This is a genomic window from uncultured Alsobacter sp. (assembly GCF_945952055.1).
Taxonomy (GTDB): Bacteria; Pseudomonadota; Alphaproteobacteria; order Rhizobiales; family Beijerinckiaceae; genus Alsobacter.
Genome location: NZ_CAMFHB010000042.1, coordinates 31,954 through 54,234 on the forward strand (window position 1 = coordinate 31,954; position 22,281 = coordinate 54,234).

The following is a 22,281-nucleotide window of genomic DNA, read 5'->3' on the forward strand; positions in this document are numbered from 1 at the left end:
GGGATGGCGCCAATCTGGGCGCTTGGAGCGAAGCCTAGTCCGACTTGCCGAACGTTTCAAACAGATGTTAGAAAACGCGGGCACAGGCGGGCTTGAGTGCCGTGCCGCCCGGACCGCGTTCCGGGCCGTCAGACAATCCAGGGAGAACGCCATGGTCGAGCGCACGCTGTTCGGAGAGGAACACGAGATCTTCCGCCAGGCGGTGCGCCGGTTCATGGAGCGCGACCTGGCGCCGCACCACGAGGCGTGGGAGGAGGCCGGCGAGGTGCCGCGCTGGGCCTGGAAGCGGGCCGGCGAGCAGGGCTATCTGTGCGCCGCGATCCCGGCCGAATACGGCGGCGCCGGCGCCGACAGGCGCTACTCGATCATCCTGATGGAGGAGCAGGCCCGGCTCAATCTCACCGGTCTCGGCTTCGCGCTGCATTCCGACATCGTGGCGCCCTACATCCACCACTACGGGTCGGAGGCCCAGAAGCAGGCCTGGCTGCCGGGCATGGGCAGCGGCGACCTGATCGCGGCCATCGCCATGACGGAGCCCGGTGGCGGCTCCGACCTGCAGGCCATCCGCACCAGCGCGGTGCGGGACGGCGACCACTACGTCATCTCCGGCCAGAAGACGTTCATCACCAACGGCCAGACGGCCGACCTGATCCTGGTGGCCTGCAAGACGGACCGCAGCGAAGGGGCCCGAGGCATCAGCCTGATCATGGTGGAAGCCAGCCGGGCGGGCTTCGAGCGGGGCCGGCGCCTGAAGAAGATGGGCACCAAGGCGCAGGACACCTCGGAGCTGTTCTTCAACGAGGTCAGGGTTCCCGTGTCCAACCTCATCGGCGAGGAGGGCAAGGGCTTCGTCTACATGATGCAGGAACTGCCCTGGGAGCGCATGCACGTGGGCATCCAGGCGGTCAGCTGCTGCGAGGCGGCCCTGGAGTGGACCATCGACTACACCCGGAACCGGAAGGCCTTCGGCAAGCCGGTGCTCGATTTCCAGAACACGCGCTTCACGCTGGCCGACTGCAAGACGCAGGTGCAGGTGGGTCGCATCTTCCTCGACCGCTGCCTGGAGCTCGTCCTCGAGGGCAAGCTCGACACCACCACCGCCGCGATGGTGAAGCTCTGGACCAGCGACATGCAGGGCAAGGTGCTCGACGAGCTGCTGCAGCTGCACGGCGGCTACGGGTTCATGTGGGAATACCCCATCACCCGCGCCTTCGCCGACGCCCGCGTCCAGCGCATCTACGCCGGCACGAACGAGATCATGAAGGAGCTGATCGGCCGCACGCTATGACGCGCGCGGCAGTTCGGAAAGCCGCGCCGCGGCGAACGCCCGCCAGGTCGTCGCCGGGCGACCGGTGACCTCCTCGACGGTGGGAAACACGGCGTCGGCCAGCGGCAGGTCCCCGGTCTCGGCCAGAACGAGGCCTTCGGCGAGGCTCTTGGCGTAGACCGGCTCCATGCCCTGCCGCTGCAGGATGGCGAAGAGCTCGGCCGCGGGCCGCGGGCGATACTCCACCGCCCGGCCGGTCACCTCGGACAGGACGGAGGCGACCTGCGCGAAGGTCGCGCGCTCGCTGGCGAGCGGATAGGCCTTGCCGGCGTGGGCCGCGGGATCGGCGAGGGCCACGGCCGCCACGGCGGCGATGTCGTCGCTGGCGATCCAGCTCACCGGGCGATCCGCCACGAAGTGGACGATGCGATCGGGCCTCGCCCGCACGCCGGCCCACGCGGTGTCGATGAAGAAGTTCGGCCGCAGGTGCGTCCACGAAAACCCCATGGCCTCGATGGCGCGCTCGATGAGCTGATGCCAGGCGAAATGCGCCAGCGGCGTGTCGTCGGCCGCCAGCGCGCCCAGGTGCACCACGTGCCTCACGCCCGCCGCCTTGGCGGCGTCCAGGGCGCGCTTGGACTGCACCAGCATGTCGACCGTGTAGCCGGTCGCCAGGAACAGGGCATCGACCCCGTCCATCGCGGGTCGCAGCGTCGCGGGAGCATCGTAGTCGAGGCGCACGGCGGCGTGTCCCGCCGCGGCGATCGCCGCATCACCCGCTGCACTGCGCGAGGCGCCCAGCACCTGCACGTCGTCGTCCGCCGTGGCGGCCAGGGCCTTCAGCACGGCGCCGCCGACGGTGCCCGTCGCCCCGGTGACGAGGATGCGTCGCATGGTGACCTCCCACGATGCCGGCCGCTTGACCGGGCCAAATTTCTAACATCTGTTTGTTTTTGTAGCGGGGAACGAATGCCCATGTCCAGCGGCCGGAGCCAGGCGGGCCAGACCAGACCGGGCCAACTCAGCCCGGGGTCCGCGAGGCCGGGTCTCGTCGAGTTCGCCCTGCTGGGCGGCATCAGCCTCGCCTGGGGCTCGTCCTACATGTTCACGAAGATCGCCGTGACCGCCCTGCCGCCGGTGAGCCTCGTGGCCGGGCGAACGGTGCTCGCCGCGGCGGTGATGGCGGCCGTGGCGCTCGCCAAGGGCGGGGTCCGCCTGCCCTGGCGCGAGCTGCCGGTCTTCGCGGTGGTCGGGATCGCCAGCGGCGCCCTGCCCCTGATCCTGATCGCCACCTCCGTGAGCTACGTCAATTCCTCCGTCACCGCGACGGCCATGGCGCTGGTGCCGCTGTGGGCCGGCGTGCTCGCCGCGGCACTCGGGCAGCGACCGACCCCGCGCAGCCTCGTCGGCCTCGCCCTCGGTTTCGCGGGGATCCTGGTCCTCTTCGGTCCCCAGGCGCTGGCCGCCCTGGGCGACTCGGCCCGCGGCGCATTGGCCGCGCTCGCCGCGTCCCTGGTGTTTTCCAGCTCGCTGTTCCTCTCCAGGCGCGTGCGCCATCGCGACATCCTCACCGTGGCGACGGTGACGCAGGTCATGTCCGCCCTCTTTGCCGTCGCCGTCGCGCTCGTCGTCGACGGCCTGCCGACCGTGATTCCCTCCGCGTCGGTCCTGGGCGCCGTCGCCGTGCTGGGCATCGCCAACACGGCCCTGGCCAACCTGCTGCTGTTCATTCTGCTGGCGCGGGCCGGTGCGGGCTTCACGTCGCTCAACAACTATCTCGTGCCCACGGTGGCGGTGGCCTGCGGCGCGCTGTTCCTCGGCGAACGGCTCACCGCGGCCTCCGTGTCGGGCGCGGGCCTGATCCTGCTCGGCGTCGCCGTGGCGACGCTTCCCGCTCTGCCGTGGCTCGGCGCCCGCAAGGACGGAGCGTCCTGAGCGCTCGCGCGCGATCGGGGCACGAGGCGCTTGTCATGGTTTCGAACGAGTGTTAGGTTTTGATCGTCCCGGCGGTTTGGAACGGCCGGAACCAATCGATGAAGCCGCCCGCGTCCGCGCCGCCGGACAGGCCGGGTGGCCAGGGAAGGATCGCGCCGATGCAACGGTTGCAGGGCAGGCTCGCCGTCGTCACGGGAGCCGCGAACGGAATCGGGCGGGCCTCGGCTCTCCGCTTCGCCTCGGAAGGCGCCAACCTCGCCTTGATCGACCTGGAGAAGGACGGTCTCGACCGCGTCGCCGGGGAAGCCCGCCGCCACGGCGCGAAGGTGCACACCATCGCCGGCGACTGCACCGACGAGGCCACCATCGTGAAGGCCTTCGACGAGATCCGGCAGACCTGCGGCTTCGTCGACGTGCTGATGAACAATGTCGGCCAGAGCGCCCGCGAGAGGGCGTCCGAGTTCTACAAGTCCGAGCCGGAGGTGTGGCGCTTCGTTCTCGACGTCTGCCTCATGGCGACGCTGCTGGCCTCGCGCCAGGTCGTGCCGGCCATGCGCGAGGCGCGCAAGGGCAAGATCGTCAACGTCGCGTCGAACGCGGGCATGGCCGGCGAGGTCGGGATCAGCGAATACGCGGCCGCCAAGATGGGCGTGATCGGGTTCACCCGGTCGCTGGCACGTGAGCTCGCTCCCTTCCACGTCAACGTCAACGCGGTGTGCCCGGGCGTCACCAAGACCCGGGTCATCGAGCGGATCTCGCCCGAGATCGTGGCCAAGATCGAAGCCTCGATTCCGCTCGGCTTCTTCGCGGAACCGGAGGACATCGCCGCCGTGGCCGCGTTCCTGGCCAGCGACGACGCCCGCTACATGACCGGCCAGTCCGTCGTCGTCGACGGCGGGCGCTGGATGGTCTGAGGACAACCCGCCGGGCCCACGGGCCCGCCCCCACACTCACGCACGGGAAAGGCCCGATCGATGGCTGGACTTCTCGAAGGAAAGGTGGCGCTCGTCACGGGCGCCGGCAGAGGCATCGGCCGCGAGATCGCGATGATGATGGCGGCCCACGGCGCCAGCGTCGTCGTCAACGATCCGGGCGTGTCCCTCGACGGTCAGGACGACGAGACGGACGGGCCGGCGAAGGCCGTCGTCCGCGAGATCACGGCGGCCGGCGGCAAGGCCGTCGCCGATTTCGGCTCGGTGGCCGAAGCCCCGCAGGCCCGCGCCATGGTGAGCCGCGCCGTCGACGAGTTCGGCAAGATCGACATCGTCGTGAACAACGCCGGCATCCTGCGCGACGTCATCTTCCACAAGATGACGGACGAAGACTGGGACGCGGTGATCAAGGTCCATCTCTACGGCAGCTTCAACGTCAGCCGGGCCGCCGCGGATTTCTTCCGGGCCCAGGCGTCCGGCACCTTCGTCCACATGACGTCCACGTCCGGACTCGTCGGCAATCCCGGCCAGGCGAACTACTCCGCCGCCAAGATGGGCATCGTCGGCCTGTCGAAGTCGCTGGCGCTGGACATGAGCCGCTTCAACGTGCGCTCGAACTGCATCTCGCCCTTCGCCTGGAGCCGCATGGTGGGGTCGATCCCCAACACTCCCGACCAGGAAGAGCGCCTCGCCGGCCTGCGCAAGCTCACCCCGGACAAGATCGCGCCCGTGGCGGTGTTCCTCGCCAGCGATGCCGCGGCCCAGGTCAACGGCCAGATCTTCGCCGTGCGCGGCAACGAGATCTTCCTCATGAGCCAGCCGCGGCCGCTGCGCTCCGCCCATCGCTCCGAGGGCTGGACGCCCGAGACGCTGCGCGACCACATGCTGCCGGCGTTGCGCACCAGCTTCGTCCCGGTGGAGATGTCGCGCGAGGTCTTCTCCTGGACGCCGGTGTGACGATGCAGCGGTACCGGCGCTTCGACGAGGTGGAGGTCGGCGAGGTCTTCCCGGCCGCGCCCCTGACCTTCACCGCCGACGGCGAGAAGGTCGCAGCCTTCCTGGCGGCGACCGGAAACGACGGTCGCCTCTACCGGGACGGCGAAGCGCTGGCACGGGTGCCGTCCATGATCGCCTGCGTCTATCTCATCGACCTGCTGACGGCGCGCCGCAGCCCTCCCGGCGGCATCCACGCCAAGCAGACGCTCGCCTTCCACCGCCCCCTGCGACTGGGAGAGACGCTCTCCATCCAGGGCCGCGTGACCGAGAAATACGTGCGCAAGGAGCGGCCCTACGTGGTGTCGACGTTCGAGGCGCATGGCGAGGACGGGAGCCTGGTGTCGAGCGGACAGGTCACGTCCATCTGGGGGCGCGACCCATGAGCGTGGCACCCCTGTCGACGACCGCTCCGGTGCCGCGCGCCGGCGAGACGCTGCCGCAGGTGGCGCGCACGGTGGACCAGGCGACGATCGACGCCTACGCCCGCGCCTCGGGCGACTTCAACCCCATCCATGTCGATCCCGCCTTCGCCGCGACCGGCCCCTTCGGCCGCACGATCGCGCACGGGCTGATGACCCTGGCCTACGTCGCCGAGATGCTGAACGGCTGGAGCCGGGGCGCCTTCGACGCGGCCGGCACGCTGGACATCGCCTTCGTGGGGCCCGTCTTCGCCGGAGACCGGGTCGAGGTGAACGGCACCGTCGACGACGTCGGCGAGCAGGACGGCCGGGCCGTCGCGAGCATCACGCTGGAAGCCAAGGCCGGCGAACGGACGATCCTGGCCGGACGGGCGAGGATCCCGCTGGCGACACAATCGGGGACGATGGCATGAGCCGGGAAGCTGTAATCGTGGGGGTGGGCGACATCCCCCTGAAGGACGGACGCGCGGTCGGCGGCGGCTCGGTGCTGCAGGTCCAGGCCCGCGCCGCCAAGGCGGCCATCGACGATGCCGGCCTCGCCATGAAGGACGTCGACGGCCTGCTGGTCGCCGGCCTGTGGGGGCAGCCGGGTCCCGGCATGCTCGCGTCCGTGACGCTGGGCGAATATCTCGGCGTGTTCCCGCGCTTCGCCGACACCACCAACATCGGCGGGTCGGCCTTCGAGGCCCACGTGGCCCACGCCGCGATGGCCATCGAGCGCGGCTACTGCGACGTGGCGCTGATCGTCTACGGCTCGGTCCAGAAGAGCGAGCGCAGCCGCACGCTGGGGGGCCGCCCTCCGGTCCTGACCATGCAGTTCGAGAACGTCTGGGGCATCCCCCAGCCCGTCGGCGGCTACGCGCTGGCGGCCCGCCGCCACATGCACGAGTTCGGCACCCGCGAGGAGCAGCTCGCCGAGATCGCGGTGGCGACCCGGGCCTGGGCGGCGCTCAACCCCGCCGCCACCATGCGCGATCCGCTCACCATCGACGACGTGATGCGCAGCACCCCGATCAGCGACCCGCTCAAGCTGCTCGACTGCTGCCTGGTGACCGACGGTGCCGGCGCGATCGTCATGACCACGGCCGAGAACGCGCGGGCCCACGGCAGCCGCATGATCCACGTCCGGGGCTACGGCGAGGCGCACACGCACTGGTCCATCGGCGCCATGCCGGACCTCGCGCGCCTCACCGCGGCGGAAATGTCGGGCCGCCGCGCCTTCGAGATGGCGGGGATCCGCCACGACGCCATCGACATCGTCGAGTGCTACGACAGCTTCACCATCACCGTGCTGATGACGCTGGAGGCGCTGGGCTTCTGCAAGCCCGGCGAAGGCGGCGCCTTCGTCTCCGGCCAGCGGACCGCGCCCGGAGGAGCCTTCCCGCTCAACACCAATGGCGGGGGCCTCTCCTACTGCCATCCGGGCATGTACGGCATCTTCCTGCTGATCGAGGCCGTTCGGCAGCTCAGGGGAGAGGCCGACGCACGGCAGGTCCCGGGCGTCCGCACCGCCCTCGTCCACGGCACCGGCGGGACGCTGTCCTCCGGCGGCACCGTGATCCTCGCCAACCATTGAGGCCGAGATGTCGACGCCAGCCGAGAGCACCTACGACAAGCCGCAGCCCGTCATCGATCCCGGCACGAAGCCGTTCTGGGACGCGGCACGGGCTCACCGCCTGTCCATTCCCCGCTGCCGGGCCTGCGGCCAGCACCACTTCTACCCGCGCGAGCTCTGCCCGCACTGCCACTCGGACCAGCTCGACTGGACCGACGTGTCGGGCAAGGGCGAGATCTACAGCTACACCATCGCTCGCAAGCCGGCCGGACCGGTGTTCGCCGCCGACGTGCCCTACGTGATCGCCATGGTCACCCTGGACGAAGGCCCGCGGATGCTCACCAACATCGTGACGCCCGACGTCGAGCAGGTCCGGATCGGCGACCGCGTGACGGTCCGCTTCGAGGACGTGACGCCCGAGCTCACCTTGCCGAAGTTCACCCTCGACAAGGACCCGTCGTGATCCCCGCCCAGGTTCCGCAGGACATCGTCCAGGTCGGTGAGAGCCTCATCCGCTTCGTCGAGCGCGAGGTGGTGCCGCTGGAACAGGAGAACCGGGCGCTGCTGGCCAGCGACCGCACGATCTTCGACGAGCACGGCCGCTTCACGGACGCGGTGCAGGCGCTGCGCAAGACGGTGCGCGAACGCTCGGCCCGCGAGGGCTTCTATACGATGTTCGGCCCCGAGGAGCTGGGCGGCGGCGGGCTGGGCCCGATGGCGGCGGTGTACCTTAACGGCCTCCTGTCGTCGCATTGCGGCCCGGGCCGCGTGCTGATCCACCCCGTGGTGATCCCCTCCCCGTTCACGAACGGTCTCTCGCCCCTGCTCACGAGCCTTCGGGCGGACGTGCGGGCGCGCTACCTGCCTGCCCTGGCCAGCGGCGAGAAGACCCTGTGCTTCGGCCTCAGCGAGCCCAACGCCGGATCCGACGTGTTCGGCATGGCGACGCGCGCGGTCCGCGACGGCGACCACTGGATCCTCAACGGCTCCAAGCAGTGGATCACCAACGGCCCCTACGCCGACTACGCGATGATCTTCGCCGTCACCGACACGGAGAAGGCCGCGAAGCGCTCCGGCGGTGTCACCGGCTTCTTCGTCGACACCCGCAGCCCGGGCTTCTCGGTGGTCTCCACCATCCCGATCATGGGGCAGCTCGGCGCGGAGATCGGCATCCTCTCCTTCGACGGGCTGCGCGTGCCCGACGACCACCGCCTCGGCGAGGTCGACAAGGGCCTCGCGGTGGCGATGCACGGCGTCAACATCGGGCGCCTGGGGCTTTCGGCGACCTGCATCGGCATGGCCCGCTGGGCGCTGGCCCAGGCCGTCGACTACGCCAAGATCCGCAAGACCTTCGGCCAGCCCATCGGCGACCATCAGGCCGTGCAGATCCTGCTGGCCGACAGCGCGGCCGACATCTACGGCGCCGAGACGATGCTGCTCGACTGCGCGGCGAAGCTGGAGCGCGGCGAGCGCGCCCTCGCCGAGCTCTCGATGGTCAAGCTGCGCTGCACCGAGGCCGCCAACACCGTGTTCGACCGCTGCATGCAGGTCCACGGCGGCATGGGCCTCACCAACGAGCTCCGGCTCGAGGCGGGCTACCGCTTCACCCGGTCCATGCGCATTCCCGACGGCACCAGCGAAATCCAGCGGCGCACCATCGCGCGCGAAATGCTGAGCCGCGGCATCACCTTTTGAGGACACCCATGGCCCACGCCGATCCTGCCCGGCTCGACGCCCTCTTCCGCCCGCGGTCGGTCGCCATCCTCGGTGCCTCCGACGATGCGACCCGCATCTCCGGGCGGCCGGTGCGCTATCTCATCGAGGGCGGGTTCAAGGGCGGCATCTATCCGGTCAACCCGAACCGCGAGACGGTGCAGGGACTGAAGGCCTACAAGTCGCTCGCCGACTGCCCCGAGGCCCCGGACGTGGCGATCATCGCCGTGCCGCTGGCGCTGACCGAGGGCGCCGTGCGCGACTGCGTGGCGCGCGGCGTGCGCGGGGCCGTGATCTTCTCGGCGGGCTATGCGGAGGCGGGCGAGGAAGGCCTGGCGATCCAGAGCCGCATCACGGACATCGCCCGGGCCGGCGGCCTGCGGCTGTTGGGCCCCAACTGCCTCGGCATCTTCAATCCGCGCATCGGCTTCTTCGGCACCTTCACCCAGTCGCTCGACCGCGAGATGCCCAAGCCCGGCGAACTCGGCATCGTCAGCCAGAGCGGCGCCTACGGCTCGCACATCGCCTACCTGGCGCGGCGCCGCGGCATCGGCATCGGCTACTGGATCACCACCGGCAACGAAGCCGACGTGGACGTGTCGGAAGCCATCGAGTGGATGGCCGGGCAGGACGACGTCAAGGTCATCATGGCCTATGTCGAGGGAGTGCGGAACGGTCCGCGCTTCCGCGCCGCCCTGGAGCGCGCGAGGGCCAACCGCAAGCCCGTCGTCATGATCAAGGTCGGCAGGTCCGAGACCGGCGCCAAGGCCGCCTCGTCCCACACCGCCTCCCTCGCCGGCTCCGACGCGGTCTACGACGCGCTGTTCCAGCAGACCGGCGTCTACCGGGCGACCACCACCGAGGAGCAGATCGACGTCGCCTATGCCTGCATGCGCGGCATCTTCCCGGCGAGCAACCGGCTGGGCGTGGTGACGCTGTCGGGCGGCGCCGGCGTCCTCATCTGCGACGCCGCCGAGCGTCACGGGCTCGACGTCGCGCCGATGCCGGACGACGCGCAGCGCAAGCTCAAGGAGCTGCTGCCCTTCGCCTCCGTGACGAACCCGGTCGATACGACCGCGCAGGCCCTCAACGACATGTCGCTGCTCGCCCGCAACATCGAGGTCATCCTCGAGGAAGGCGGCTACGACGCGCTGATCGGCTTCTTCACCACCGTCCCCAACACGCGGACGCTGTCGGCACCGCTGCGCAAGGCGATCATGGATGGCTGCGCGCGCTTCTCCGACCGGCTGATCGTGATGGCCATGATCGGCGATCCCGAGGTGGTGCGCGACTACGAGGCCGCCGGCTTCCTCGTCTACGAGGACGCGGACCGCGCCGTCGTCGCCATCGCCGCGCTCGCGCGTTTCGCCCAGGCGTTCGCACGGCCCGCCGCGCCCGCGCAGGTGGCCGCGACCGGCCAAGGATCCCTGCCGAAGGGTCCCGTTTCGGAACCGGACGCCAAGCGCATCCTGTCGGGCGCGGGCGTGCCCTTCCTCGACGAGCGCCTCGCGACCGACGCCGCGGCGGCCGGAGCCGCCGCCGACGCGATCGGCTATCCCGTGGTGCTCAAGATCGTCTCGGCGGCCATCGAGCACAAGACCGAGATCGGCGGGGTCATGGTCGGCGTGGCCGACCGCGCCGCGGTCGAGGCCGGCTTCGCCGAACTGCTGCGCCGGGCGGCCCTGCACCGCCCCGACGCGGCCATCGACGGGGTGCTGGTCGCCCCCATGGCGCGTGGCGGCGTCGAGGTGATCGCGGGTGTCGCGCGCGACCCGGTGTTCGGCCCCGTGGTCATGTTCGGCCTCGGCGGCGTGCACGTGGAGGTGTTGCGCGACGTGTGCTTCCGCCTCGCACCCTTCGGCCGCGACGAGGCCATGGCCATGATCTCGGGCATCCGCGGCCACGCGCTGCTGGAAGGCGTGAGAGGCGCCGCTCCCAGCGACGTCGAGGCGCTGGCGGACCTGCTGGTGTCGCTCTCGCGCTTCGCCGCCGCCCATGGGGACGATCTCGAGTCGATTGATCTCAATCCAGTCCTGGTGCGCCCGCGCGGCGAAGGCGTTGTCGCCCTCGACGCTTTGCTGGTAACCCGCTGAACTGTTCCGACTATCCCGCCGGCCCGTGCCGGCATTGACCTGACATCCGGGAGGACGCGATGGGCGTCGACTACTCAGGCTACAAGTACATCGCCTTCTCGCGCACGGACCGCGTGATGACGGTGACGTTCAACCGGCCGGAAGCCCTCAACGCCATGACGGCCGCCATGCACGAGGAGGCCTCGCGCCTCTTCTACGACCTGGGCCGCGACCACGACATCGACGTCGTCGTGCTGACGGGCGCCGGCAAGGCCTTCAGCGCGGGCGGCGACATCGCCGGCATGCGCGAGATGTACGACGACCCCGAGAAGTTCGACCTCGGCATCATGGAAGCCAAGAAGGTCGTCTTCGGCATCCTCGACTGCGAGAAGATCATCGTGTGCAAGATGAACGGCGACGCGGTGGGCCTCGGCGCCACCATCGCGCTGTTCTGCGACATCATCTTCGCGGCCGACCACGCCCGCATCGGCGACCCCCACGTGCGGGTCGGCCTCGCCGCGGGCGACGGTGGCGCCGTGATCTGGCCGCAGGCGATCGGCTATGCCCGCGCCAAGGAGTACCTGCTGACCGGAGACCTCATCAAGGCGCCGGACGCGGCGGCCATGGGCCTCATCAACTACGCGGTGCCGGCGGCCGAACTCGACGCCCGCGTGGACGCCTTCGTGGCCCGCCTCGCGGCTGGCGCCATGACCTCGATGCGCTACACCAAGACCGCCATCAACATCGGCCTGAAGCAGCTCGCCCATTCGATGATGGACACCTGCATGGCCTACGAGGCGCTGACCAACCGCACAGCCGATCACCTGGAGGCGATCAACGCCTTCAGCGAGAAGCGCAAGCCCCGCTTCACCGGCCGCTGAGGCCCGCGCGACCGCGCCAGGGAGAACCGCGATGGACTTCGGCGAACCGGAACACGTCGGGATGCTGCGCACGAGCATCCGCCGGATGCTCGAGAAGCATGCACCCCGCGAGCTGATGGCTCGCTGGGACGAGGAGGACGCGGTCCCCCGCGCCCTCATGGGCCCCATCGCGGACCTCGGCGTCTGCGGCATGACCATCCCGGAGGAGTACGGCGGAACGGGCCGGGACATCCTCGCGACGATGGTCACCGTGGAGGAGCTGTCGCGCCGCTCGATGGTGATCGGCACGCTATACCTCATGAATGCCTGCTACGGCAGCATGAACATCCTGGCGTCCGGCAGCGAGGAGCAGAAGCAGCGGCTGCTGCCGCGCCTGGCGGCGGGCGAGATCCTGTTCGCCTACGGCCTGTCCGAGCCCGACGTGGGGTCCGACCTGGCGAGCGTGAAGACCAGGGCCGAGCGCCACGGCGACACCGTCGTCATCAACGGCATGAAGCGCTGGTGCTCCGGCGCCGAGAAGGCCGACTACATCTACGCGCTGGTGCGCTCCGGCGAGCCCGACGCGCGCTACAAGAACCTCTCGCTGGTGCTCATTCCCCCCACCGCGAAGGGTGTCACCCTCACCCACATCCCGGCCATGGGCGCGCGCGGCCTGAACACCAACGACGTCGCGCTCGACAACGTGGAGATCCCCATCGCCGACGTCATCGGCGGGGAAGAGGGCTGGAACCAGGGCTGGCCCAAGCTGGTGGGCCCGGCGCTAGAGGTCGAGAAGCTCGAGGTCGCGGCCATGGCGCTCGGCATCGCGGCGCAGGCCGTGGACGACGCCTGGGCGTATTCGCAGCAGCGCAGCCAGTTCGGCCAGCGCATCTGCTCGCACCAGTCGATCCGCCACATGCTGGCGGACGTGCAGACCAAGCTCGCGGCCGCGCGCCTGATGCTCTACCGGGGCTGCTGGCTCGCCGACAACGACCTGCCCTGCTCGGTCGAGACGTCGATGGCAAAGATGTATGTCTGCGAGACGGGCCTCGACATCGTGCTGACCTGCCAGAAGGTGATGGGCGCCTACGGCTACGCGCGCGGCTTCGACATGGAGCGGCACGTGCGCGACATGCTGCTCATGCCGATCATCGGCGGCTCGACGGCGATCCAGAAGAACAACATCGCGAACCGCTTGGGCCTGCCCAAGCGCTGAGACGGTCGGGACGGGGGAGGACACGCATGATCGAGACGCTTGGCGACCTGCTGCGCAACAACGCGCACAAGTTTCCGGACGAGACGGCCTTCGTCTATGCGGACCGGCGGATCTCGTTCCGGCAGCACTTCGACCGTGCCAACCGGCTCGCCTCGGCGATCTGGAAGCGCGGCCTGCGCCGCCAGGACCGGGTCTCGATCCTGTCGCAGAACACGATCGAGTTCATGGAGACCTACGCGGCCTGCGAGCTCGCCGGCTTCATCGCCGCGACGGTGAACTGGCGCCTCGCCCCGCCCGAGATCGAGTACATCCTGAACGACTCGACGCCCCGCCTGCTGGTGTTCGAAGCCCAGTATGCCGGTGTGGTGGACCAGATCCGCCACAAGCTGCCCCACATAGAGGGGTTCGCCTGCTTCGGCGGCCCGGCGCCGGACTGGGCCATGTCCTACGAGGACCTGCTCGCCGGCGGCGACGGCGAGGGCGCGCCCAGCCGTCCCCTGCCCGACGAGATCATGCATCTCATCTACACCAGCGGCACCACCGGCCGGCCCAAGGGCGTGATGCGCTCGCACCGAGGCGAGATCGCGGTGGCGCAGCTGATGGCCACCGAACTGGGGCTGATCGTCTCCGACCGCCTGCAGCTCATGATGCCGGTGTTCCACGTCGGCTCGCGCTTCCTCCAGCTCGGCGCCCACCTGCGCGGCGCCACGGTGATCCTCCACCACGACTTCAAGCCCGCCGACATCGTGGCCACCATCGTGCGCGAGAGGGTCACCATGACCCACATGGCGCCGACCATGGTGCAGGCGGTGCTCGGCGTGCCGGGCATCGAGGAGGCCGATCTCACCTCGCTGCACACCATCTGCTATTCGGCGGCCCCCATGCCGGTGCCGCTGCTGCGCCGCGGCCTGAAACTGCTCGGGCCGGTTTTCCTGCAGCTCTACGGGATGACCGAGGGCGGCGGCACCACGCTGCACAAGCGCCAGCACAAGCCCGACGGCACGCCGGAGGACGTCCGGCGCCTGGGCTCGATCGGCCAGGCCGCGCCGACGGTGGACATCAAGATCGTCGACGACGAGGGGCGCGAGCTGCCCGTCGGCCAGACCGGCGAGATCCTGACGCGCACGCCGAGCCACATGGTGGGCTACTGGAACAACTCCGCCGCCACGATCGCCGCCTTGCGGGGCGGCTGGTACCACACCGGCGACCTCGGCATGCTCGACGAGCAGGGGTTCCTGTATCTCGTGGACCGCAAGAAGGACATGATCATCTCGGGCGGGGAGAACATCTACTCGCGCGAGGTCGAGGAGGCCCTGGCCACCCATCCCTCCGTCCAGGACGTCGCGGTGATCGGCGTCAAGGACGAGTACTGGGGCGAGGTGGTGCGCGCCATCGTGGTGCTCGCGCCGGGCGGCCAGGCCGCCGAAGCGGAGCTCATCGAGCACTGCAAGACGCAGATCGCCAGCTACAAGAAGCCCAAGTCCGTCATCTTCACCAGCGAGCTGCCCCGGCTTCCCAGCGGCAAGATCAACAAGGTCGTGCTGCGGCAGGTCCACGGCAGCGCCGCGCCCGCCGGCGGCGCGGCAAACGAGACGAGGAGCAAGCCATGAGCGAACGCGAGACCGCCTTCGTCACGGGCGCCGCCAAGGGCATCGGCAAGGCCATCGTCGAACGGCTGGCCGGCGAAGGTTACCGCGTCGTCGCGGTCGACCGGCTGGAGGCCGTGCACGACGTAGCCCGCGCGCTCGCCGGGGCGGGACACGCGGTCGAGGCGCAGGTGCTCGACATCCGCGACAGGGCGGCGATCGGCGCCACCCTGGACCGCCTCGCGCCACTCGACGTCCTCGTCAACAACGCCGCCGTCACCAGCACCTTCCCGTTCGACGAACTCACGGAAGATCATTTCCGCGAGATGTTCGAGATCAACACGCTGGGCACCTTCGCCGTGGCGCAGGAAGGCGCGCGGCGCATGCGCAACGGCGGGCGCATCGTCAACATCGCCTCGCGCTCCTTCGCCGGCGCGCCCCAGATGGCCCATTATGCCGCGTCGAAGACCGCGGTCGTCGGCCTGACGCGGGCCATGGCCATCGACCTCTCCCCGCGCGACATCCGCGTCAACGCGGTCGCCCCGGGCGTCGTCGACACCGACATGCTCCACTACATGACGCCCGAGCGGCAGAAGGTGATGCTGAGCCTCCAGCTCCTGGGGCGGATCGGCAAGCCCGAGGACATCGCCCGCGCGGTGTCGTTCCTCGCCTCCCGCGAGAACCACTACATGACCGGCCATGTCCTCGTGGTGGACGGAGGCCGATCGCTCGGCCAGGGCCAGCTGCCGCCGGAGGAGGACCCGCATGCCTGAGCTCAACGAGGAACGGTGGCTCATCCGCGACAGCGCCCGCACCTTCACCCGCGAGAAGGTGCGCCCGGTCGCCGACCGGCTCGACCCGGTCAAGGGATCGATCCCGGACGACCTGATCCGGGACATGGCCGAGATGGGCTATTTCGGGATCCTCATCCCGGAGGAGCACGGCGGCCTGGGCCTGGGCGCCTTCGAGTATTGCCTCGTGGCGGAGGAGCTGGCGCAAGGCTGGATGAGCGTCGCCTCGCTCATCGCCCGCGGCAACGGCCTCATCGGCTCGCTCAAGGCGATGACGCCCGAGCAGAAGGCGACCTACCTGCCGCGCATGGCCGCCGGCGACTTCCTCGGCGCCTTCTCCCTGTCCGAGCCCGACGCGGGCTCGGACGTGGCCGCCATTTCATGCCGCGCCCGGCGCACCGACGACGCGTGGGAGATCACCGGCAACAAGTACTGGTGCACCTTCGCGGACGGGGCGGACTTCATCCTCGTCTTCGCCAGGACGCAGCCCGAGGTCGACAACGCCGCGCGCCACAGGGGCATCTCGGCCTTCATGGTCGAGAAGCCGCGCGGGCAGCTTCCGCAGGGCGTGTCGGGCGCTCCGATCCCCAAGATCGGCTACCACGGCTGGACCACCTGGGAGCTCGCCTTCGACCGCTGCCGCGTGCCGCTCGGCAACCTGATCGGCGAGGAAGGCCGCGGCTTCTACCTGGCCACGGCGGGTCTCGAGACGGCACGGGCGCACACCGCCGCCCGGTCGATCGGACTGGCGCAGGCGGCGCTCGACGACGCGGTCGCCTATGCCGGCCAGCGGCGCCAGTTCGGCGCGCCGATCGGGTCCTTCCAGGCGATCCGCTTCAAGATCGCCGACATGGCCACCCAGATCGAGGCCGCGCGCTCGCTGCTCTACGACGTCTGCACGCGCATCGACCAGGGCGTGCGGTGCGACAAGGAAGCCTCGATGGTGAAGCTCTTCGCATCCGAGATGTCGGAGAGGGTGACGAGCGAGGCCCTGCAGATCCTGGGCGGCGGCGGCTACACCACGCTGAACCAGGTCGAGCGTCACTGGCGCGACGCGCGCCTCACGAAGATCTTCGAGGGCACCTCGGAGATCCAGATGCGGATCATCTCCGACCACATCCTCGGCCGCTGAGGACCGACACGAACCCGCCGGTCAGCGCGATCCGCGCGCGCTTCGCGCCGCGCGCGGACGAACCGGCGCCGCGGCCTCGACCGCCAGCGTCGGGACGGTCTGCTTGCGCAGGCCGCTGGTGATCAGGCCGGCGAACTCATGGGCCACCTGGTCGATCGAGCGGCCGCCCGGCTTGTACCACTCCACCGTCCAGTTGAGTGCGCCCAGGATGAACAGGCGCGCCAGGGTGAGGCTCGCATCGTTGCGCAGCTCGCCGTTGCGCTGGGCCCCTTCCAGGATCTGCTGCCACATGGCGGCGTAGCTGTCGCGCAGCTTGAGGTTCTTGGCGCGGATCGCCTCGGGCACCTGGCCGAACACGCGGCGTGTCGCCAGCGTGTAGTCGCCGAACTCGATGATGGCCGTGAGATGGGCGCGGACCGCGGTCTCGATCCTGGTGAACCCGTCCGCGTCGTCGGGCAGGCTCGCCATCGCCTGGCGGACGGAGTCGGTCACGGCAGTGATGCCGATGTCGAGCACGGCCCCGATCAGATCGTCCTTCGACTTGTAGTGATAGTAGATGCTGCCCGCCTGCAGGTCTGCTTCCTCGGCGATGGCGCGCATCGTGGTCCCGGCATAGCCGTAGTCACGAAAGATCTTGGCGGCCGCGTCCAGCACGCGTTGCTGGGAGTGGGCCGACTTCGGAAGTTTCTTGGCCATGGGGTCTCTCAGGTGTCCGCGCGACAATACAATCCTTTGCCCGACGGAGGAAACGACCCGGCGCACCGGCGAGCATAAAAAATTCTAACTAGTGTTAGGTTTTGCCATGGTGTAGCGTTCGCCAAACGCGCGTCCGGGCTCCGCAGAGGGGCCGAGGAGCCGCGCATGGGGAGGTCCGATGGCTCTCGTCACCGTCGAGCGACACGCCCGAGGCATCGTCCGGGTCGTGATGAATCACGTGGAGGCGCGCAACGCGATGGGCGAAGCCCTGCGGGGCGAACTGCTGGAGCTTCTCCAGCCGCTGCTCGGCGAATCGTCGACCCGCGTCCTCGTCTTCGCGTCGGCGCTTCCGAACTTCTCGGTGGGCGGCGACCTCAGCCGCATGGACACCCTCTCCGACCCCAAGGAAGGGCGCAAGCGCATCCAGTCGGCCCATCGGCTCCTGCGCCTGCTGCTGGCCACAGGCATCCCCATGATCGCGGAGGTCCGCGGCCACGCCGTCGGGGCCGGCGCGGGGCTGGCACTGCTCTGCGACACCCTCGTCATGGCCGAGGGCGCCAGCATCGGCTTCCCCTTCCCCAAGGTCGGCCTCGCCCCGGACTTCGGCGTCGCCTACACCCTGCAGCGTCGCATCGGCCCCGCCGCGGCGCGCCAGGCTCTCCTCTACGCGCGCAGCTACGGGGCGGCGGACGCGCTCGCCATCGGCCTGGCCGACGAGGTCGTTCCCGACGCCGACCTTCAGGCCCGTGCCCTGCAGCGCGCCGAGGAGCTCGCCGCCCTGCCCTCGCTCGCCCTGCAGCTGACCAAGCGGATGCTGGAGGCGTCCACGGACGCCGAGGCGGTGCTGAACGCCGAGGCCCTGAGCCAGCCGCTGTGCTTCGCCAGCGACGATTTCCGCGAGGGGCTCGAGGCCTTTCGCCAGAAGCGCAAACCCCACTTCGACCCCGGCGTCGCCTAGGAGCCCGCGATGAGAGTGCCGGAAACCCTCGCCGACATGCTGGACAACAATGCGTGGAAGTATCCCGACCAGACGGCCTTCGTCTGGGGGGATACACGGGTCACCCATGCCCAGTTCCATGCCAGGGCCCGGCAGCTCGCCAGCGCCCTCCAGCGCCTCGGCCTGCGCCGCCAGGACCGCGTCGGCATCCTCAGCCAGAACAGCCTCGCCTTCCAGGAGGTCTACGGCGCCTGCGAGCTCAGCGGCCTGATCTGCGCCACCGTGAACTGGCGGCTCGCGCCGCCCGAGATGATCTACATCATCAACGACGGTGGTCCCCGCGTCCTCATCTTCGAGGAGGCCTATGCGGCCACGATCGACGCGATGCGCCCGTCGCTGCGCGACGTGGAGCACTTCGTCTGCATCGGCGATCCGCCTCCCTTCGCCATCGGCTTCGAGGACCTCCTGGCGAGCGGCGACGCGGCCGGACCGAGCCTTCGGCCCAAGCCCGACGACATCGCATTCCTGATCTACACGAGCGGCACCACCGGCCGGCCCAAGGGCGTGATGCTCTCCCAGAAGGGCGAGGTGGCGGCGGCCGAGATCCTCGGGTCGGACATGCTGAACGGGCCGTCCGACCGGCTGCTGATCATGATGCCGCTGTTCCACATCGGCGCGAAGATCATCCAGCTCGCCCAGCACTGGCGCGCCGGCACGGTCGTGGTGCAGCGGGGCTTCGATCCGGTGGCCGTCCTCGACGGTCTCGAACGCGAGCGGATCACGGTGACCCACATGGCGCCGACCATGATCCAGACCCTGCTCGCGACGCCCGGCATCGAGCAGCGCGACCTGAAGGCGCTACGCATGATCGTCTACGCGGCGGCCCCCATGCCGCTGCCCGTGCTGAAGAAGGGCCTCCGGCTGCTTGGGCCGATCTTCCAGCAGCAGTTCGGCCAGACCGAGGGCATCGGCACGACGCTGCTGGCGCACGACCACCGCCCCGACGGAACCGAGCGGGACCGGGAAATCCTCACCTCGGTCGGCCGGGCCTCCCCGCGCGTCAACGTCCGCATCGTCGACGATGCCGGCGAGGACGTGCCCGTGGGCGAGGTCGGCGAGGTGCTTCTGACCAGCCCCGCCGTGATGATGGGCTACTGGAACAACACGGCCGCGACCCTGGCCACGCTCCGGGACGGCTGGGTCCACACCGGCGATGTCGGGCGCCTCGACGCCGAGGGCTTCCTCTACCTCGTCGACCGCAAGAAGGACATGATCATCACCGGCGGCGAGAACGTCTACTCCCGCGAGGTCGAGGAGGCGGTCGTCACGCATCCCGACGTGTCGGAGGTCGCCGTCATCGGCGTGCCGGACGAGACCTGGGGGGAAGCGGTGATGGCGGTGGTGGTGGCGCAACCGGGCGCCCGTCCCACAGCCCAGTCCATCGTCGATCACTGCCGCACGCTGATCGCCAGCTACAAGAAGCCGCGCCACGTGGTTTTCGTCGACGAGATCGTGAAGCTTCCGAGCGGCAAGATCGACAAGGTGATGCTGCGCAAGATCCATGGCGCCCCCAAGGGCGCCTGAGAACCAAACGGGCCGGCGCGCCGGAAGGCGTCCGGCCGGAAACGGCCCCGTCAGGGGCGGACGGCGGACCGGGGAAGAGCGATGCTCGAAATGTTTTCGCTGCAGGGGAAGGTGGCCCTCGTCACCGGGGCCAGCCGGGGGCTCGGCCGCGTCATGGCCGACGGGCTCGCCAGGGCCGGAGCCCACGTGGTGCTGGTGGCCCGCGACCGGGCGCGCCTCGAGGACACGGCGCGCGACATCGCCGCCGCCGGCGGGACGGCGAGCGTGCTGGCGCTGGACCTCGCCGACGAGCAGGCGGTGCGCGAAGGGATCCGCGGCATCGGGGAGCAACTCGGCCGCATCGACGTCTGCGTCAACAACGCCGGCATCATCAACTGGCAGGCCCTCCTGGACAGCGACCTCGAGGATTTCGAGCGGATCATGGCCACCAATGTGAGGGCCACCTTCGTCGTCGCGCAGGAGTGCGCCGCCCTGATGCGCGCAGGCGAGCGGCGGGGCGGGCGCATCATCAACGTCAGCTCGATCCTGGGCCTGCTGGGCCGCGCCAAGCTGCACGCCTACTGCACCTCCAAGGCCGCGATCATCGGCCTGACGCGCTCGCTGGCGGCCGAGCTGGGCAGCGACGGCATCACCGCCAACGTCATCGCGCCGGGCTATTTCGAGACCGACATCAACGCCAGCCTGACCTCGCGGCCCGGCTACGTGGAGGCCGTGAGCGGCGTCACCCCGATGCACCGCTGGGGCCGTCCCGAGGAACTCGTCGGCACGGTCCTCTACCTGGCTTCGGCGGCGTCGGGATACGTCACCGGGCAGGTCATCCACGTGGATGGCGGCATGTCCGCCAGCTTCACCTTCGAACTCGCGGCCTGAGGACGATCCATGACCGCACGCTTCTCCCTCGAGGGACAGGTCGCCGTCGTCACCGGCGCCTCGCGCGGCCTGGGCTTCGACATGGCCCGCGCCATCGCCGAGTCCGGTGCCAGGGTGTACATGACCGCCCGCGGCGTGGCCCAGCTCGAAGAGGCCGCCGCAAGGCTCCGCGCGGACGGCCTCGACGTGCGCGCCTGCCCGTTCGACCTTTCCGACAAGGACGCCTGCGTCGCCGCGCTGGCCGCCGTCGGCAAGGACGAGGGGCGTCTCGACATCCTGGTCAACAACGCGGGCATCAATGCCTGGGAGCCGCTGGCGCAGGCCACGACGGCGACCTGGGACAAGGTGATGGCCACCAACGTCACCGCCACCTACCTGCTGGCCCGCGAGGCGGCGCGGCTGATGGTGCCGCGGGGATACGGGCGCATCGTCAACGTGGGCTCGGCGCTGGCCGTGAAGGGACGCGAGAACATCGCGGCCTACGTGTCGAGCAAGCACGGGCTCGCCGGGATGACCCGCGCCCTGGCGGCCGAGCTCGGTCCGCACGGCATTACCTGCAACATGCTGGCGCCGGGCTACTTCGTCACCGAGATCAACACCACCATCCTGGCGCGGCCGGGCTACGAACAGGGCGTGTCTCGCCGCATTCCGCTGCGCCGCTGGGGCCAGCCGGAGGAGATCGGCGGGGTCGCCGCGTTCATGGTCTCGCGCGCCTCCAGCTACATGAACGGCCACATCCTGATGGTGGACGGTGGCCTGACAGAAACCCTGGTCCTGCCTGTCGACACCGTGGGAGAACGCCAATGACCGACACGCGCGAAGTGGCGCTCGTGACCGGCGCGGCGCGGGGCATCGGCCTCGCGACCGTCCGCCGCCTGCTGGAGGACGGCTTCCACGTCGTCATGGTGGACCAGAATGCGCAGGCGCTCGAGGCCAGCGCCGCGACCCTGCGGGACACCAGCAACCTGGTCGAGCACCATGCCCTGTCCATCACCGACCGTGCCGCGGTCTCGGCCCTGATCGGGTCCCTCCCCCGCCTCGACGTGCTGGTCAACAACGCCGCCATCTTCTGGGACGGCAAGTTCGATACGGCGACCGACGACGACTACCGGCGCATGTACGAGGTGAACGTCGTCGGCACCTTCATCGTCGCCCAGGAAGCCGCCCGGGTGATGCAGCGGGGTGGGCGCATCATCAACATCGCCTCGCGCGCCTACCTGGCGGGCTATGCCCACTCCGCCTACATCACCTCCAAGGCCGGCGTGCTCGGCCTGACGCGCAGCATGGCCATGGACCTCGCCGAGCGCGGGATCCTCGTCAACGCCATCGCGCCGGGGCTGATCGAAACCGAGATGTTCCGCTCGCTGACGCCCGAGCGCCAGCAGGAGCTCATCGCCAAGCAGCCCACCAAGACGGTCGGGCAGCCCGAGGACATCGCCAACGGCATCGCGTTCTTCGCGAGCCCGCGCACCCGCAACGTCACGGGCCAGATCCTCACCCTCGACGGAGGGCGCTCGATGGGGATCGCGGTCTACTGAGAGCTCGTGAATCGTTCTTCCGCGCCGTTTTGCATCCAACTCTCAGTACGCGCCCACCCCGCCGCCGTCCTGCCCGGGCTCGGGCCTACTGGATTCCCACATCTCCGCACGGCCGGATTGAGCGCGTTCTCCCTCCCCTGCAGGGGAGGGTGGCAGCCGCGAAGCGGCTGACGGGTGGGGAC

22 protein-coding genes are annotated in these 22,281 nt (G+C 69.8%); 20 read left to right on the plus strand and 2 right to left on the minus strand.

Annotated elements, in window-relative coordinates; all coding sequences use genetic code 11:
• Positions 1-151 precede the first annotated feature (151 nt).
• Entirely contained in the window at positions 152-1,288 is a 1,137-nt protein-coding gene (locus Q0Q47_RS24090; RefSeq protein WP_293866008.1) for an acyl-CoA dehydrogenase family protein, read from the plus strand.
• On the opposite strand, the gene Q0Q47_RS24095 is transcribed toward Q0Q47_RS24090, so the two are convergent.
• Positions 1,283-2,161, minus strand: coding sequence for an NmrA family NAD(P)-binding protein (locus tag Q0Q47_RS24095; protein WP_293866011.1), 879 nt, complete (start codon positions 2,159-2,161; stop codon positions 1,283-1,285). The two genes, Q0Q47_RS24090 and Q0Q47_RS24095, sit on opposite strands and share 6 nt — an antisense overlap.
• A gap of 81 nt (positions 2,162-2,242) precedes the next feature.
• Here Q0Q47_RS24095 and Q0Q47_RS24100 point away from each other — a divergent pair, with 81 nt between their 5' ends.
• The 14 genes from Q0Q47_RS24100 (at position 2,243) to Q0Q47_RS24165 (ending at position 16,474) form a co-directional block, all read left to right on the plus strand.
• Positions 2,243-3,202: an EamA family transporter gene (locus Q0Q47_RS24100; RefSeq protein ID WP_293866014.1), complete on the plus strand. Its 960-nt coding sequence runs from the start codon at positions 2,243-2,245 to the stop codon at positions 3,200-3,202.
• Between the two features lie 158 nt (positions 3,203-3,360).
• Positions 3,361-4,116, plus strand: a complete 756-nt coding sequence (locus Q0Q47_RS24105) for an SDR family NAD(P)-dependent oxidoreductase (protein ID WP_293866017.1) — start codon at positions 3,361-3,363, stop codon at positions 4,114-4,116.
• A gap of 60 nt (positions 4,117-4,176) precedes the next feature.
• Positions 4,177-5,091 carry an SDR family NAD(P)-dependent oxidoreductase gene (locus Q0Q47_RS24110; RefSeq protein WP_293866020.1) on the plus strand — a complete coding sequence of 305 codons (915 nt, stop codon included), beginning with the start codon at positions 4,177-4,179 and terminating at the stop codon, positions 5,089-5,091.
• A gap of 2 nt (positions 5,092-5,093) precedes the next feature.
• Positions 5,094-5,513 (plus strand): MaoC family dehydratase, encoded by a 420-nt coding sequence (locus Q0Q47_RS24115; protein WP_367278304.1) that lies wholly within the window; start codon positions 5,094-5,096, stop codon positions 5,511-5,513.
• Positions 5,510-5,962 (plus strand): MaoC family dehydratase, encoded by a 453-nt coding sequence (locus tag Q0Q47_RS24120; protein ID WP_293866026.1) that lies wholly within the window; start codon positions 5,510-5,512, stop codon positions 5,960-5,962. Before Q0Q47_RS24115 ends, Q0Q47_RS24120 begins: the two co-directional genes overlap by 4 nt.
• The gene (locus tag Q0Q47_RS24125) at positions 5,959-7,125 is read left to right on the plus strand and encodes an acetyl-CoA acetyltransferase (protein ID WP_293866029.1); all 1,167 of its coding nucleotides are present in this window, start codon (positions 5,959-5,961) and stop codon (positions 7,123-7,125) included. Before Q0Q47_RS24120 ends, Q0Q47_RS24125 begins: the two co-directional genes overlap by 4 nt.
• A 7-nt stretch (positions 7,126-7,132) precedes the next feature.
• The gene (locus Q0Q47_RS24130) at positions 7,133-7,567 is read left to right on the plus strand and encodes a Zn-ribbon domain-containing OB-fold protein (protein WP_293866032.1); all 435 of its coding nucleotides are present in this window, start codon (positions 7,133-7,135) and stop codon (positions 7,565-7,567) included.
• Positions 7,564-8,799, plus strand: coding sequence for an acyl-CoA dehydrogenase (locus Q0Q47_RS24135; RefSeq protein WP_293866035.1), 1,236 nt, complete (start codon positions 7,564-7,566; stop codon positions 8,797-8,799). Before Q0Q47_RS24130 ends, Q0Q47_RS24135 begins: the two co-directional genes overlap by 4 nt.
• Before the next feature lie 8 nt (positions 8,800-8,807).
• Positions 8,808-10,910, plus strand: coding sequence for an acetate--CoA ligase family protein (locus tag Q0Q47_RS24140; RefSeq protein WP_293866038.1), 2,103 nt, complete (start codon positions 8,808-8,810; stop codon positions 10,908-10,910).
• Between the two features lie 59 nt (positions 10,911-10,969).
• Positions 10,970-11,770 carry an enoyl-CoA hydratase-related protein gene (locus Q0Q47_RS24145; protein ID WP_293866040.1) on the plus strand — a complete coding sequence of 267 codons (801 nt, stop codon included), beginning with the start codon at positions 10,970-10,972 and terminating at the stop codon, positions 11,768-11,770.
• Between the two features lie 31 nt (positions 11,771-11,801).
• A complete protein-coding gene (locus Q0Q47_RS24150; protein ID WP_293866043.1) occupies positions 11,802-12,965 on the plus strand; it encodes an acyl-CoA dehydrogenase family protein in 1,164 nt (387 codons plus the stop codon).
• Between the two features lie 26 nt (positions 12,966-12,991).
• Complete coding sequence (locus tag Q0Q47_RS24155) at positions 12,992-14,575, plus strand: class I adenylate-forming enzyme family protein (protein ID WP_293866046.1); 1,584 nt, start codon at positions 12,992-12,994, stop codon at positions 14,573-14,575.
• Positions 14,572-15,324 (plus strand): SDR family NAD(P)-dependent oxidoreductase, encoded by a 753-nt coding sequence (locus tag Q0Q47_RS24160; RefSeq protein WP_293866049.1) that lies wholly within the window; start codon positions 14,572-14,574, stop codon positions 15,322-15,324. Before Q0Q47_RS24155 ends, Q0Q47_RS24160 begins: the two co-directional genes overlap by 4 nt.
• Positions 15,317-16,474 carry an acyl-CoA dehydrogenase family protein gene (locus tag Q0Q47_RS24165; RefSeq protein WP_293866052.1) on the plus strand — a complete coding sequence of 386 codons (1,158 nt, stop codon included), beginning with the start codon at positions 15,317-15,319 and terminating at the stop codon, positions 16,472-16,474. Before Q0Q47_RS24160 ends, Q0Q47_RS24165 begins: the two co-directional genes overlap by 8 nt.
• Positions 16,475-16,495: 21 nt before the next feature.
• Here Q0Q47_RS24165 and Q0Q47_RS24170 read toward each other — a convergent pair whose 3' ends face one another.
• The gene (locus Q0Q47_RS24170; RefSeq protein ID WP_293866055.1) at positions 16,496-17,170 is read right to left on the minus strand and encodes a TetR/AcrR family transcriptional regulator; all 675 of its coding nucleotides are present in this window, start codon (positions 17,168-17,170) and stop codon (positions 16,496-16,498) included.
• A gap of 178 nt (positions 17,171-17,348) precedes the next feature.
• Here Q0Q47_RS24170 and Q0Q47_RS24175 point away from each other — a divergent pair, with 178 nt between their 5' ends.
• From Q0Q47_RS24175 to Q0Q47_RS24195, 5 genes are all read left to right on the plus strand, one after another.
• Positions 17,349-18,128, plus strand: a complete 780-nt coding sequence (locus Q0Q47_RS24175) for an enoyl-CoA hydratase-related protein (RefSeq protein WP_293866058.1) — start codon at positions 17,349-17,351, stop codon at positions 18,126-18,128.
• 9 nt (positions 18,129-18,137) lie between these two features.
• On the plus strand, positions 18,138-19,691 hold the full coding sequence (locus tag Q0Q47_RS24180; RefSeq protein ID WP_293866061.1) for a long-chain-fatty-acid--CoA ligase: 1,554 nt from the start codon (positions 18,138-18,140) through the stop codon (positions 19,689-19,691).
• An 81-nt stretch (positions 19,692-19,772) separates the two neighbouring features.
• Positions 19,773-20,561, plus strand: coding sequence for an SDR family NAD(P)-dependent oxidoreductase (locus Q0Q47_RS24185; RefSeq protein ID WP_293866064.1), 789 nt, complete (start codon positions 19,773-19,775; stop codon positions 20,559-20,561).
• Positions 20,562-20,570: 9 nt separating this feature from the next.
• Positions 20,571-21,368, plus strand: coding sequence for an SDR family oxidoreductase (locus Q0Q47_RS24190; protein WP_293866067.1), 798 nt, complete (start codon positions 20,571-20,573; stop codon positions 21,366-21,368).
• Entirely contained in the window at positions 21,365-22,099 is a 735-nt protein-coding gene (locus tag Q0Q47_RS24195; protein ID WP_293866070.1) for an SDR family NAD(P)-dependent oxidoreductase, read from the plus strand. The genes Q0Q47_RS24190 and Q0Q47_RS24195 overlap by 4 nt, the downstream gene beginning before the upstream one ends.
• Positions 22,100-22,281 lie beyond the last annotated feature (182 nt).